Source organism: Acinetobacter sp. Ac8 (genome assembly GCF_055392545.1).
Genome location: NZ_AP043689.1, coordinates 1,848,778 through 1,863,714, shown reverse-complemented (window position 1 = coordinate 1,863,714; position 14,937 = coordinate 1,848,778). Strand labels below are relative to the sequence as shown.

Sequence of the window (14,937 nt, the reverse complement as noted above, 5' to 3'; positions counted from 1 at the left end):
AATATTCTTTTTAATTCTTATTATAAAAATAGGTGCATCAAGCACCTATTTTTATATCTCAAACACTTAGCGTTTTCCCATCGAACGGCGTGTACCACGAGGTGGCATCCAAGTACGATCTGCATATTGCTCAGGTTTAGGACGGACGTTGTTGTGGGCAACATCATCATCATTTTCTAAAGATGATGGCATTGGAAATGGTAAATTCACCAATGGCTTCTTTTTGGGAGTATTTTGGGTGCTCATGTGATTCACTCAATTTTAACTGGCTATATTGTACGTAAATTTCAGCTTTGATGCGAGTGCTCTTAAACTTTCGTTTTTATTTGTATTCTCTTGATACATTAATTTCTGCTTTTGATGAATATTTATTGAATTTGCATAGATATTAGACGACCAAACATGAAAAATTAGGCTATGATAATGTGCTTTTTATTTTTTTAATCCCTATAAGAAGGAATAATGCCGTGGACGTACGTCTCTCTGATCGTGTAAATGCCATCAAACCGTCTCCAACGCTTGCTGTTACCAACAAAGCTGCTGAATTAAAAGCTGCGGGTAAAAATGTAATCGGATTGGGCGCTGGCGAACCAGATTTTGACACCCCACAACACATCAAAGATGCTGCTATTACAGCGATTAACAACGGTTTTACCAAATATACCGCTGTTGATGGTACACCAGGCCTTAAAAAAGCAATTATTGCGAAGCTAAAACGTGATAACAATCTTGACTATGCTGCAAATCAGATTTTAGTGTCTTGTGGTGGTAAACAGTCTTTCTTTAACTTAGCACTTGCTTTGTTAAACAAAGGCGATGAAGTCATTATTCCTGCACCATATTGGGTAAGCTATCCAGATATGGTGATCATTGCTGAAGGTGTTCCTGTCATCGTGAAATGTGGTGAAGAACAACGTTTCAAGATTACACCTGCTCAACTAGAAGCTGCGATTACAGACAAAACACGTTTGGTGGTTTTAAATAGCCCTTCTAACCCAACAGGCATGATCTACAGCAAAGCTGAGCTTGAAGCTTTAGCAGAAGTGCTCCGTAAATATCCTCAAGTTTATGTTGCTTCTGATGATATGTATGAGCCGATCCGTTGGGATGATGAGTTCTACAATATTGCGACTGTAGCGCCTGATCTTTATGAGCGTGTTATCGTGCTTAACGGTGTATCTAAAGCATATGCAATGACTGGATGGCGTATCGGCTATGCAGCAGGACCTGCAAAATTGATTGGCGCAATGAAAAAAATCCAATCACAATCAACTTCAAACCCAACTTCGATTTCACAAGTTGCTGCTGAAGCTGCATTGAATGGTCCTCAGGATGTACTTCAACCGATGATTGAAGCATTCAAACGTCGTCATGATTTAGTTGTGAATGGTTTGAATGAAATTCAAGGGATTAGCTGCTTACCTGCTGATGGCGCATTCTATGCTTATGCCAACATTCGTCCTTTGATTCGTGCAAAAGGTTTAAAATCTTGCACAGAATTCTCAGAATGGTTGTTGGAAGAAACTGGTGTTGCTGTTGTTCCTGGTGATGCTTTTGGTTTAGGCGGCTATATGCGTATTTCTTATGCAACTGCTGATGAAGTACTTGTTGATGCACTTGCTCGTATTAAAAAAGCTGCAGATTCTATTGACGGTATTAATGCAGCAATTGCTTCAATCGCAGCTGAAAAAGCAGCACAATAATACTAGTTGGTTTAAATAAAAAATGGGTGTATTGATTACACCCATTTTTTTATCTTTGTTGATCTTACTTATCAACAAGCTTCTATATTTTTGTAAATCAATCTTTGAGGAGCAAGCCCGTGGTATTGTCTCCATCATTTCCAGTACCGTAATGATCTATACGTACAGTATCAACTTGCACAGCAGATGTGTTTGCCACATAGTACTTTTCATGATCGACTAATAATAACCCTGTGGTATTGTCTCCATCATTGCCTGTGCCATAATGTTCAATTCGCGGCTCCTTATTTTGATCAAGCTTTGAATAAGGCACCAGTTTTATTGGCTCTTTCAATAAAAGACCTGACGTATTATCTCCATCGCTACCTGTACCAAAGTGATCAATGCGTATTTCTTGCGTATTTTGATGTGATGCAAAACTTAAACTTGAAACACTACAAAGACCAATAACAGCTAATCTGATTAAAGTTTTCATGTCATTCTTCCCATTGAGATATCATTTCATTCTAGAGGCCGAAACTATACAATTCACGGTCTTGGGAATTACATTTATGACATTAACCAATCTAAGCAAGTCTTTAATAAAAATCTAAAACCTAGCCTAAATCTTTAAGTTTTATTGCTGTTCCAGATCAGTTTGGCTAAGTACAATTCAGTGTTAAAGCGCGTTTTAAAGCATAAAAAACTAAAGTTGATCATTTGTATTTATAGATCACTTTGTATCAATGACGCTCTAAATACTTTCGGTGCGCATCCATATGTTTGTGTAAAAGCGCGAGTGAATGCTGCTTGTGAGCTATATCCTACTAATTCAGCAATTTGAAAGATATTTTTGTCTGTCTCTTTTAGAAACTGGCCTGCCAGTCTCATCCGCCAATTTTTTAAATATTGAATTGGTGAAACTCCCACCAGTTCTACAAATTTTTTAGCAAAACTTGAACGTGATTGATGGGTGGATTGAGCCAAATTTTCTACATTCCATGCATAAGCAGGACGATCATGCAGCAAAGATAATGCTTTACTAATCGTGGGATCACGTAAAGCAACAATCCAGCTTTTATGTTCAATGGTTGCCTTTGCCAACCAAAATCGTATTGACCACACCAATAGAAGATCGATAATCCGTGAAAGCATCACTTGGCTACCAAGGCTAGGATGTTCAAGCTCAAGCTTTATCGCAGAAACAGTCATTGGCACCCATTCTGCAATTTTATCAGTATCATTGTGCGATGGGACATGGATATAGCGAGGCAACCCCTCGATTATAGCTTCACCATAAATTCCACTAAGTTTAAAAATACAGCTAATCACAGCGGCTGCTTGATTTTCAGCATCCAACAATTCAATCGTGTGTTCTCCAGTTGAAGGTAGAACAATAATATCCCCTGCTTTTAAAACTAGATCTAGATTAGAGTTTGCTACTTTAAGTCTGCATGTCGCCTGCTGAACAATATGGATATATGCATAATCCTGTTTAAAGCTTAACTGTTGTTGATCTGTAAATCGCGCGAAGTCATAGATCTCACCTGATATTTTTGCAAACTGATAAATATCAAAGAATATATCCGTTAAAGCACTTTTTTCAGCATATTCATCTCTCATTCTTTGTCACAATTCCTAAAAAGTGTTTCTGCAAAAACATTGGTGTTTCTGTTATTGTTAAAGTGAATTTAAACATGAATAATCATTTATAGAAGCTTTTTTGAGTATAAAAATTACATTCAGTATCTATCCAATCTTTATACAAAAAGTCTTCAATCATTTAGCTCAACAAATACAATAGCATTTAGCTAGGAGACACACATGAGTAATAAACCGACAATTATATTCGTACACGGATTTTGGGGAGGCGCTGCTCATTGGAGTAAAGTCGTAACTGAGCTGTCTCACCGAGGTTATGAATCATTACGTGCAGTAGAACTCCCGCTTAGCTCACTGGCTGAAGATGTTGAACGAACAAGAAAAATGATTGCGCAAGTTAAAGGAGATGTGCTTCTGGTTGGTCACTCATATGGTGGCGCTGTAATTACTGAAGTTGGCAATCAAGCGAATGTGGTAGGTCTGGTTTATATTGCTGCTTTTGCACCTGACTCAAACGAAAGCCCTGGTGGCATTACTCAACAACATTTACCTGAGGCTGCACCAAACTTAGAACCAGACAGTGATGGTTATCTCTGGCTTAAAGCAGATAAATTCCATGAAAGTTTCTGTCAGGATTTAACCAAAGATGAAGGGTTTGCAATGGGTGTCACCCAAAAAGCGCCAGTAGCAAGCACTTTTGCCGATACGATTTCCACGCCAGCATGGAAAACGAAACCATCTTGGTATCAAATCTCGACTCAAGATCGAATGATCCACCCTGAAAATCAAAAAATCATGTCGGCACGCTTAAATGCAAAAAAAGTGATTTCGTTAGATGCAAGCCATGCTTCTTTGGCATCACATCCAAAAGAAATTTCAGACTTGATTGAGGAAGCTGTCAGCTTTCTTGCTCAATAAATGATGAGTGAATAGAGGGAATCAAAGGATTTCCTCTATATCTTAGACCCATTTAAAACTTAGATTTATTGAAATTCAATTTGGCTATATAAATGCCTAAATTAGAATTCAGTAATAAAACCTCTACAATATTTTAAAACCGATGCTCCAGCTTTAAACTGACATTGTGTTTATCATAAGAATATAGCCACTCTACATTGCTGTTATTTTGATTATATTGATAAGTGAGATTAGGTGTTAAACCATAAAAAGCCCAGCGTGGTGCACTTAGAATTAAAGTATAATTTTGTTCAAAATCATGTCGTCTAGCCTCCAACACTGGAGTAAATTTATCAAATTGACGCCAACGGAAAGAACTAAATAAATTTGCGTTAAAACCTGAGTCAAAGTTTTTGGAAAGGCCCAAACGCACGCCTTGTTGTTGATAAGCCGTAAAATATTGTTCTTGGGTATTATGGTCGACAAAATCCAGTCCGCCAAATAGCGTCCAGTTTTTCGGTAAAATTTTCCAAAAGCTTGAATAGACAGAATATTCCAAACCATCTTGGCCTTTATATTGGGAATAATTTATATCTTTCATTTCGGCTTCTAACTTGACAGCTTTGTCGTTGGAGATAAAACGCATCCACTCACCCCTTAGCCCATAGGCACTATAGAGTGGGTCGTGGGCATAGTATTTATGTTCAAATACGGGTGCAATCAAGACTTGATTACGTTCGTTGTAATAACTATAACCCGCATTTAAATTAAAAGTTAATTCATTATAATCAGTCTGCTCTGGATAAACTTGACCATAGAATAATCCACGCAATGCAATACCATGTTGTCCAGAAAGCGACCATCGTTTAGTTAAGGTCGTTTCATAGTCCAAACCTTGCGCACTGATCGCGTCAGGTGTGCCACGCTTTACTTGTTCAATAGGAACGACCTTCTTAGTCTCAGGGTCAATGCCATAATACGTAATGATGTCGTATTTATCGGAAGCATTATTAACATTACTGGCATAACGTGAACCAAAAGCCAATGAACCATGCCATTCATCTCGTTGTTTAAGCCCTTTGAGATACATCTCTACGGTTTGACCAATACCGTGGGCAGCGGGATCTGTAGACAGAGCAAGTTGAGATTGAATCTGCTGAAATAACTGTTGACCTTGCTGATTTTTTTGTTGTTCGGTGTAGACACGAGCCAGCTCAAGTTGGGTCATTAAATTATTGGATTGAATCTCTAGGCTATGTTTAAGTTTACTCTCAGCTAAACTTAAATTCCCCTGTGTTCGTGCCATGACACCCTCAGCGAACTCAGTCAAAGCCTGATCATAATTTGGAAATTTTTTATATTTTTCAAGATAACTTAAAGCCACTTGCCATTGTTTTTGCATCACTGCCAAGTAAAGTGCATATGCAACTTCTGCGGGTTCATTCTTAACCACATATTCTTGACCTTGTATGATCAGATTCGGTAATGCTTGTGTGTTCTTAGGGTCTTCTGATTTGAGTAGTTTCTTATCATTTTGATATTGCTGTTGGCTAATTTCCTGATTTAACCTGATACTGGTATCATCCGCTGCATAAACACATTGTCCACACTGCAATACGGCACCAAGCAATACTATTTTTTTCATCTATAAACTCACCAGATAGAATAAAAAAAGAAAGACTTACCGAAGTAAGCCTTTCTCATTTAAATCATTATTTTTTTCCACCAAAAGCAACGTCATGCACATTATTGTTAAATGTTGCAATTCCAGCTAAGCTGCTTTGGCTATTATAGAATTGACCTGAAACTGTCCCTGCACCAGCTGACGGATTAGTCGTCCAAGATGCATTTGAACCACTAATCGTTGCGTCGTTATTAATTGTTGCAGTACCCAAATTAAAGGTACGTGAACTATCGCTCAATGAACCCGTCAACTGTTTGGTTGCAAAGTTAGCAGTAAAAGTACCTGACAATAAATTAGAGCCATTATAATTATTGACACCTTGAACACTATAATTTGCAGTACCTGTAGACGGTACGCTGGTATCCGCATCTTTACCATTGTAATAAACAGTGTGTGTTGCTGGATCAACCGTACCTAAACGCTTACCGCTGGCATCTTTGGCTTCGGCATTCCACTCACCAAACCAAACGTCTTGTGTAGGCACTTGTTTATAGTTAGCATAACCAATCCCAGCATGAGACGCTGGAAGCCCAGGTAAGTACGGGCTTAGACGTACAACGCCATTGCCATCTGCATAGCCGTTAAAACCTGAGAATGCAACAATTGCACCGTTATAAAGAGTGTTAACACCAAAACCAACACCTGAGTTTGGATGAGTCGGTCCAAGTGAACCTGTAGAACCAACTACAATATTACCAATATCACTTGATTCACCTACAACAGCTGCTTGTGCAACACCCACTAAACCAACAGATAGTAAAATAGCCAATGAGATAGATTGAAGTTTCATTTTAAGTTCCTCGATATGAGTTTTAAAGTTTTATCATTAAGAATAAAAATAAAAGTCTTAATGATTATCATTAAAAATAAAACATATGCTGCACTGATTTTAATTTTTAAATTCAAGTGTAAAATCAAGGAGTACGTGTCTTATTTTCCACACATTTATTGCACCAAGTGCAATAAATTTGGTTAATTACCTCTAAGTTCCTTAAAACTTATGGGTAATGCTTAGCTTAAATGTTCGACCTGGTGCTGCAATTGCCGAACGAGTTAATGGATCAATATAGAATTCGTCAGTGAGATTAGTCCCCACCAGTTCAAATAAGGTGTCTTGTTTAAGTCGATAATTGATATAAGCATCCACAATGGTCATTGAGTTCCATGCCAAAGGGGTATTGGCGTAATAACTCATCTCTATATCGTTATAGTTTTTCGTTTCAGGATTTTCATACTTATGGTGATAACTCGCACGAGTTCCGACTTCAAGTTTTTGATCAAAGAATCGTCCACCAAGTGTTAAATTAACTGAATATTTTGGGGTTGCCATACTGACTAAATATCCGCCTACAAATCCATCATCAACACAACGATTTAATAAAAACTGGTGGCTCGCCCCTAAAAGCATCGCTGAGTTTTCATCACAAACTTTATTTTTAAAACGATAATTGGCACTTAAGTCAGTAAAGAAACGCCCATTGTCAAAGCGACTTTGCAGTTCCAACCCTTCTGTAGTAAGACTATCGACATTGCTAAATGCCAAAGTTGGACTACGCTCAATCGCATTCTTAGTTTTGTTATAGTAGTAAGCCAATTTAATATCTGCATAACTACTGTTTTTAAATAACTCAGATAGATTATGAACATAGGCAAGTTCATAATTTGATGCATGCTCTGGTTGTAACTTATAACCACTTAAGGTTCCAGAAAACCCAATCGTGCTTTCAAACATACTTGGCATTCTATAAGCTTCGCTATAACGTAAATACATTCGACTATTGGGGCTAAAATTAACCGTTGCTGACGCTGTCGGTGTCCAACCATGATCTTTGCTTTTTTGCACACCTGTTTTTGTTAAGTCAATATCTTCATAACCGCTAGGAATGCCACTACCAGAATAATATCCATAATCCCGACCTTGTACTAAGGTCCCATTTAAAAAGGGATTATTGGCAATGGTTAATTTTCCACGGTTATCCATTTTGTAATCAATTTTATTAGATTTCTGATAAATTCGACTTAAAATTCGAGCCTGCTTGCGCTCATCAGTCCAACCTTCCGCTAAAGCAAGAGCCTCTATACTTTCTCGTGTTTGCTGTTCAAGTTCTGGTGTCATATTTGGGCGTTTAGTAAAATAAGTCATACTTAATGCCGTGGCTTTTTTAATCAGGCTAAACTGGGGATCACCCGCATTGACTCGTTCATTAAGAAAATCATCAAAGGCCCAATAGTTTTGATATCTTGCACCTGCGTTTAAATTCAGCCATGAGACAGGTTGATAGTCAAAGTTAAAATTAAATTCTTTTTCTTCTCGACGACCTGCTCTCGGTAACATCCTATAACCCGAATTTGTTCCGTTAATATTCGGGTCTTTATAAATATCATCCGAACTGAGTTTTTCTTTTTGAAAACTCCCCCCAACAGTTAAACCCAGATTAGACAGCAATTTAAACTTATTACTTAGGGTCATTCCTTGGCGAGTATTGTCTGAATTTGCGGTAGCACTGTTCACAAAAACACCCAAGTTTGCATTGGTATCATTGGGAAATCCACCTGAACTATAGGTATGACTCTTGGTATCAGTCCGCCAAATATTGCCGTAGAAATCGACTAAATTATTATTTTGAGGTTGATATTTGTATTCCATATTATAGGCTTTAGAGTTGATATGACTTAAAGGCCATTGTGGTACCCCTGCTTTATTTTTGACGACTTCACCCCAAGCAATTCGTGAAGGTAAAATTTCTCCATTGATGATTGAACTGTCCCGATAACCGAACTCTAAACGCTGTTCATCTGTAGGTTTCCACGCCGCTTTTAACAAATAAGATTCTGTTTCAAGGGATGTATTGGGAACTTCTGTACCTCCTGGGTAAACTTTGGCAAGGTATGGAACGTAATTAAATCGTCCTGTGGCAGGTTTATCATAAAAATCACTGCCATTTTTCCCTGCAAAGTGATTGCCTTTATTACGATAAGCATAAGCAGCCAAAACTTCAAAATTATCACTACGTCCTGCCAAAGCAATACGTGTTGCAACATCATCGCCTGAATAAATATTATTTTCTTTATTTTGTCGTGCTACTTTAAATAAGGATGGATCATAATAAGGCTCGAACACTGGATTGCCTTGCCAGTCCGTTCCTGTAGCTGGATAATTTGGATTATCGTAAATGCTTTGACCTGTGAGTAATTGAGGCTCTCGAGGTTTCACTGCATTGCTGCTGGTTTCTACTTTTATCTCCCCACCAAAATTTTTACCTTCCTTTAAAACATCATCTACAGCTAGAGTATGAATAACGACCGCACCACCCACACCTGTATTTACATTGCGTGTGATGGAAGGCCCCTTAATGACTTGTAACCCACCGATTAAATTAGGGTCAATATAACTCCGATTATTCGCACCGTTATAACCACGCCATACAGTGAGTGCCTGTTCTGTCCCATCAATAAGGACAGGAACACGTCCTGGTCCTTGAACACCACGGATACTTGGATCTAAAGCACCACTGTTTCGGGCATCACCACTGTATACGCCGACCATTCCCTTGAATAAGTCTGCTGGCTGAGCACCTTTATATCGTTCTATTTGCTCTTTGCTGGCATAGACGCTAGAAATATCTTGATCATAAACATCATTCTGCCCTTTTGTATCGCGACTGACTGTACCAAAAACAGTCATTGGGCTAAGTTGTACGACATTTTCTTGATCTGATGTCATAGGCTGAGATTGTACTGGTATGGGTCTAATTTCAGCTTTATCCACATGCTTCAATATATAGCCATTTCCTACTTTCACCACAGTAAACTCGGTTGCTGCTAAAATATGTTGAAAGCCGTTTTCTAAATTATATTGTCCGCTTAAACCTAAGCTACTTTTACCTTTGAGCTGATTTGCATCAATTGCAATCGAGGTCCCCGCTTGCTCAGCAAAGGTATTTAAAACACTGGCAAGTGAACCCGCTGGAATATGATATGACTGCGTTTCTGTACTGAGCGCATAACTGCTTTGTGTCGCGACTGTTGTTGCCACACCCACACAAACGAGATGAATCGCCAATGCCAATGATGTCACTTTGAAAGAATATTTTGGATGCTTTTGACCGCAGACAGCTTCACTCATTTTACGCCCCAGTAAATGTAAATAAGAATCATTCAATATATTAAATTAAATGTATTCCTAATATTTGCTTCTACTTACTATGACGTACAAGAATTGAAAAAGTGGAACCGTTTATTCAAAATAAATTTAAATTATCTATCTTTTATTTTTCCAAGATTATTATTTGTCATATTTATCAATCATTTTTAAAAACGATATGTATTTTTAGCCTAAAATTTTAGGCTTAATTTAAAGCTAAACAGCATGATTCAAACCAAGTGCTTAAATCATGCTGTTTATTGCAAAGTCACAACTGTGAAATATGGGGTGATTTGATAGACATTTAGCTGAGGGAATACACTGCTTAATAATTGCAATGCACTTTCGGTATGATCTAAAGGCAATACAGCATTGACCTTAATTTTTTCTAACTTTGCAGCGTTAAATATAATTTTTTCTTTGCTGTTTCGATTCAACTCATTTAGCACTTTTGACAAAGACATATTTTCAACAATCAAATGCCGTTGATTCCATTTCTGCTGCTCATTGTATAAATTAAAAGTATGTATAGGTTGTATACCATTTCGATCAAGTATGACTTCTTGCCCTGCTGTCACAATCACAGAAGATGCTTTGGTTTGATCTAACTCTTGTTTCGATGACTGCACTTTCACTTTGGAATGTAGCATTTTAAGCCCAGTCGCGTCTGGCTGATATTGAACACTAAATGCAGTTCCCAATGCTTCAATTTGACCATGTTGGGTTTTGACAATAAAAGGACGGGCTTTGTCTTTGGCCACATCTACAAATATTTCCCCTTGAACCAACTCCACAACACGCTGATTTGCTGAGAAGTCTAGATTAACCGCACTCTGACCACTGAGTTTAAGTTGTGAACCATCTGCTAAGGTTTGAGTTGTCCATTCTCCCGCATGATTTTTAATATCAGCGGTTAGATATGACACTGGATGATAAATAAAATAACTATAAATACCCCCTACACAACACAATATCACCGTTAAAATTCCACCATAGCGCATATTTTTTTGCTTACGGGCACTATGTAAACCTGTTTTTAATACAGATTGGGTCATTTTCTGTTGTTGTGGATTCTGTGCCAGTTTTTGAATCGAAGTAATATATTGCTCGATATCTTGAGCAATTTTTTGGCGTTGTGGACTCTTGCTTTTCCAAGCATCAAAATCTGTTTGCACTGTTCTTTTGAGTAAGTCATCATCGGTACTCAGCAGCACAATCCATTCCGCTGCTTCTTCGATTAATTTTTGCTTACTCTTCTCTTCTTCAATCATTTACTCAAACAAATCCTTCTCTTGTTTCAGTGCGTAGCATTGCACAAGGCAAGTTGCTAGATATTTTTGAATCATCTTGGTTGAAACACCAATGATTTCTGCAATTTCTTTATGGGTTAAACCTTCAAAATAATGGAGCACAAAAGCTTGTTGTGCTTTTTCGGAGACGCGTATCAAAGCCTGACAAATCTGGTCAATCGCTTGAACAATCTGAAGCTGATCTTCTGGTGAAGGAATTGTATCCAGAATATATTCCATCTGACTTAATTCATTCAGATAGGCTTGCTCTATGCGCTTACGGCGCACCTGATCAATCATTAAATTTCTGGCAATAGTCACCAGATATGCACGAGGTTCTTTTACTCCAAAAAGTTCATCACGCGTTTGCAGAATTTTAATAAACGTATCTTGTACCAAATCTGCGGCTTGCTCACTATTGCCTACTTTTTTTCTAAGCCATTGATGCAACCAAGATTGGTGATTACGGTACAATTGATCTACAAATGCAGGATTTTTGTTCACAATAGGATCAACTCTTTGATGGTCTATTAAATGATAATAATTATCATTTAAATGTCAAGACACCCTGAGAGAAAATCCCCGTATATATGATTATTTTTTAGTTCATGTACATCCTTATGCTCTATTTGAGCATTTAATATACTTAAAAAATAAGGCTAAATTATCAATAGTTAATGCCCATTGAACCTCAGTATCTTGGTTATCATTCAGTTTAAATTCCGATTTATTATTTATGGATATTTTTATCATAAAATAATCTACCCTTTGGCATGTTGTTTTAATGACTACAATAAGGACAAGAGGGTTTTTCTATAACCAGATGATATGAACTTGCACCATGTTCTAAAATAAGTCCTCGAATTTGCTGCTCTAAAGCCTCATCATTAATTTGTTGCAACTGACTACACTTTTTACAATATATTCTCATATTGGTTTGACTTCCCTTGAATGAATATAATGCTTGTTCACTGCCCAGCTTAAATTTAACCAACAATCCTGCTTTAACAAGCTGTTTCAGGGTTTGATAGACACCAGCAAAAGATAATTTTTTCACTTTTAAATCTGGACTATACAAAATTTCGGCTGCTGTCAGCTCTCGTTGTGCATTTCTTAAAATATTCAGTACAGTTAATCGTGTTGTAGTTACTTTTAAATTTGCTTGCAACAACAAGCATTTAAGTTCTTCAGTATTTTTATAATATTCAAAGATTTCCATCCTGAGATTATCCTCATTTATGCTTTTAACCACATCCACAATTGCACACAAACCATCATTATAATAATGGTCCCTACAGCCCATGGATGAGGCACAGTCCAAATTAAAATGCCAGCAGCTACACTCATACTGGCCAAAGAAAATAGTTTTACTTTTACTGGCAAAGTTCGTTTGAGTTGCCATTGCTGTAAAATTGGAGCAATGACTTTATTATTGACAATCCACTGATGCATTCGCTGCGAACCCTTTGCAGCAAACAACGTCGCAAGAAAATAAAAATCAAACGTAGGCAAACCAGGAACCACCAAACCGATCGTCCCTAAGACCAGACATAACCCTGCCAGTGCAATACAGATCCAGCGAACCAACCATGACTTCGCCAATCTCGGCTCCGACATAGAAATACTGGTATTTAGATTGGTCTCTGACCCCGTTTGCTTCATTGCTTGATTTCCTTTATCCATCATCAATTATTTATTTCAGTGTTTTTAATTGTGCTAAAAGTTCACCAAAACGATGAAAGCCTTGCATAGCCCCCTCAATAATCAATTGCTGTTCCTCTAAACTAAAATTTGCATCATCTAGGCTTTGCTTGAAACGCTTCCACACTAATCCACGACCCTCTGGATATGCTGCTAAGTTACGTGCAGCAAAATCAGCATTAAAGCCAAATCTAGCCTGCGCCTCTTTGAGTAAAAATGCTGCGCCTAAAGTTGAACCTTCTGAAACATAAATCCAGCCCAAAGATTGTGGAAAACTAATTTCATCGGTTGCAATACCCTCCTGCTGAGGCGTTAAACCTAAATCAGCCAAGTCTTGTAAAGCTGCATCGGAACGCCCACGCATATCTAAATCGGGAATCAATTGTTCAACCTGTGAATCTTGATAAAGATGTTCAACATCTTTCTGAAAATAATATTGCGACAGGGTGAATTGCGCATAATTTTCTTTACTCTCAAACGCGCCTGATTGCTGCATCAAGATTTCCATACGTTCATGCTCTGCCAGTGTTTCTTGTTTCAAGCGTTGCATTAAACTGCTACTGATCACTTTTTCTGTTGATGCGTTCATAAAAACTCCTAAATAAACCCTTTCATTGTTTAATGATCCAATCAGCGATTACGACCAAGCTTAAGCTGAATGGGAAAATCCACCACGATTGCCAATGCTTCACCATTGACAATATGTGGTTTAAATTTTGCTTTTTGTGCAGCTTGTATAGCTCTTTCATCCAAACTACTAATACCTGAGCTTTGCTTTACTCTGACATCTATCGGCTGCCCTTGAGGATTGATTTTGATGGTGAGAACCAACAAGCGCTGCTGGTTTTGCAATTCGCGATCATCGTAATTAAGCTTGCCAAAGCTGAGTACATCGACCCGACTCACGGGAAGCGGTTGCTGTGGTTGAGAAGTAGAGGCAGCGTTTTGTTCTTTTTTATTGTCTTTGCCTGCTTCACCACCTGCACGTTTGGCTATCTCATTTGACTGACCTGAAGCAGTCTGTTCAGTATTCGCAGATGATTTTGTTTCCGTGAATGTTTGTGTTGACTGACGATTTGATTCAGATTTACTTTCCGTCTGTTGATCGGTTGGTTTTTTTTCTTGTGCTTTTGTTGTCTGCTGTGTTGTTTGATCCATCTTCAACTTTTTTGACTCAGTACTGTGTATCACTTTGACCTGTTGTTGATGTTGTACCGCTGTTGCTACTGTAGATTGAGATTGTGCTTTTGATTGCGTTGCAGCTTGCTCTGATGCCGACTGTAGCTTTGTACTGCTTTGTTGTAAAACATCGGTTTTGTTCAAGCTGATAAAACGAATTTGAATCGCATTTTCAGGTGAATGTGATTCAATACGAACGTCTGTTTTTAAATAAGACAAAAACCATAACAACAATATATGACTGATCACTACCCCACAAAGCGTAGAGTATTTTTGCTTATCATTTGAAGCGAGAATTACAGCAGACATAGGCTTAAATACAGCACAAATAAATGTAGCGCATTTGCTGAGTGCTGAATAAAACCCTGTGTTTTTCCTGCCTGCTCAATCTATTGTATTGCGTTGTACTGTTCATGAATCCTTCCTGCTTCGTCTATCAGATCAATTGCCGTGAATTAAAAAACACTGCCTTTATCTATATAGACGAATGAGAAGGCAAAAATGCCTAACGAGAAATGTAATTAAATGTAAATAAGAATGGTTTAGAGAGTATGAATTGACGATAAAACAGTAGGCTACTGAACGTAGTTATTTAAATGTAAAAAATAAACTTATATAAATAATGCAGTTAAAACAACTGACCTGTATATCTAAAGAAACCAATACGAGATAAAAATAATAGGAAGAAAAATTAGGGCATTTATTGTCACACCACCTAATTATTCATACAAGTGACTTCTATCAAGTCATTGATCATAA

At 37.7% G+C, this 14,937-nt stretch carries 14 protein-coding genes; 2 read left to right on the top strand and 12 right to left on the bottom strand.

The genetic code is table 11. From position 1 onward, the window contains the following. Positions 1-66: 66 nt before the first annotated feature. The gene (locus ACZ5QH_RS08695; protein WP_004721316.1) at positions 67-246 is read right to left on the bottom strand and encodes a hypothetical protein; all 180 of its coding nucleotides are present in this window, start codon (positions 244-246) and stop codon (positions 67-69) included. Positions 247-467: 221 nt separating this feature from the next. Here ACZ5QH_RS08695 and ACZ5QH_RS08690 point away from each other — a divergent pair, with 221 nt between their 5' ends. Continuing rightward, positions 468-1,703, top strand: coding sequence for a pyridoxal phosphate-dependent aminotransferase (locus ACZ5QH_RS08690; RefSeq protein WP_303577010.1), 1,236 nt, complete (start codon positions 468-470; stop codon positions 1,701-1,703). A gap of 97 nt (positions 1,704-1,800) precedes the next feature. Here ACZ5QH_RS08690 and ACZ5QH_RS08685 read toward each other — a convergent pair whose 3' ends face one another. Both ACZ5QH_RS08685 and ACZ5QH_RS08680 read right to left on the bottom strand, forming a co-directional pair. Continuing rightward, entirely contained in the window at positions 1,801-2,178 is a 378-nt protein-coding gene (locus ACZ5QH_RS08685; protein ID WP_244015699.1) for a hypothetical protein, read from the bottom strand. Positions 2,179-2,408: 230 nt separating this feature from the next. Next, positions 2,409-3,305, bottom strand: a complete 897-nt coding sequence (locus ACZ5QH_RS08680) for an AraC family transcriptional regulator (protein ID WP_303577009.1) — start codon at positions 3,303-3,305, stop codon at positions 2,409-2,411. 201 nt (positions 3,306-3,506) lie between these two features. Between ACZ5QH_RS08680 and ACZ5QH_RS08675 the strand changes: the two genes are divergently transcribed. Then, complete coding sequence (locus ACZ5QH_RS08675; RefSeq protein ID WP_303577008.1) at positions 3,507-4,202, top strand: alpha/beta hydrolase; 696 nt, start codon at positions 3,507-3,509, stop codon at positions 4,200-4,202. Between the two features lie 133 nt (positions 4,203-4,335). Here ACZ5QH_RS08675 and ACZ5QH_RS08670 read toward each other — a convergent pair whose 3' ends face one another. The 9 genes from ACZ5QH_RS08670 to ACZ5QH_RS08630 form a co-directional block, all read right to left on the bottom strand. After that, positions 4,336-5,826, bottom strand: a complete 1,491-nt coding sequence (locus tag ACZ5QH_RS08670) for a surface lipoprotein assembly modifier (protein WP_303577007.1) — start codon at positions 5,824-5,826, stop codon at positions 4,336-4,338. Positions 5,827-5,893: 67 nt separating this feature from the next. After that, positions 5,894-6,655 (bottom strand): Slam-dependent surface lipoprotein, encoded by a 762-nt coding sequence (locus ACZ5QH_RS08665; protein ID WP_004820661.1) that lies wholly within the window; start codon positions 6,653-6,655, stop codon positions 5,894-5,896. 201 nt (positions 6,656-6,856) lie between these two features. Further along, a complete protein-coding gene (locus ACZ5QH_RS08660; protein ID WP_303577006.1) occupies positions 6,857-9,991 on the bottom strand; it encodes a TonB-dependent receptor in 3,135 nt (1,044 codons plus the stop codon). Positions 9,992-10,266: 275 nt separating this feature from the next. Then, the gene (locus ACZ5QH_RS08655; protein WP_303577005.1) at positions 10,267-11,280 is read right to left on the bottom strand and encodes a FecR family protein; all 1,014 of its coding nucleotides are present in this window, start codon (positions 11,278-11,280) and stop codon (positions 10,267-10,269) included. Then, positions 11,281-11,802: a sigma-70 family RNA polymerase sigma factor gene (locus ACZ5QH_RS08650; protein WP_209826368.1), complete on the bottom strand. Its 522-nt coding sequence runs from the start codon at positions 11,800-11,802 to the stop codon at positions 11,281-11,283. It lies immediately after the preceding gene. 277 nt (positions 11,803-12,079) lie between these two features. After that, positions 12,080-12,517, bottom strand: coding sequence for a Fur family transcriptional regulator (locus tag ACZ5QH_RS08645; protein WP_151802770.1), 438 nt, complete (start codon positions 12,515-12,517; stop codon positions 12,080-12,082). Between the two features lie 17 nt (positions 12,518-12,534). Further along, on the bottom strand, positions 12,535-12,960 hold the full coding sequence (locus tag ACZ5QH_RS08640) for a YbaN family protein (RefSeq protein ID WP_239045902.1): 426 nt from the start codon (positions 12,958-12,960) through the stop codon (positions 12,535-12,537). Positions 12,961-12,991: 31 nt separating this feature from the next. Beyond that, positions 12,992-13,588, bottom strand: a complete 597-nt coding sequence (locus ACZ5QH_RS08635; RefSeq protein WP_303577004.1) for a biliverdin-producing heme oxygenase — start codon at positions 13,586-13,588, stop codon at positions 12,992-12,994. A gap of 41 nt (positions 13,589-13,629) precedes the next feature. Next, a complete protein-coding gene (locus tag ACZ5QH_RS08630) occupies positions 13,630-14,487 on the bottom strand; it encodes an energy transducer TonB family protein (protein WP_303577003.1) in 858 nt (285 codons plus the stop codon). Positions 14,488-14,937 lie beyond the last annotated feature (450 nt).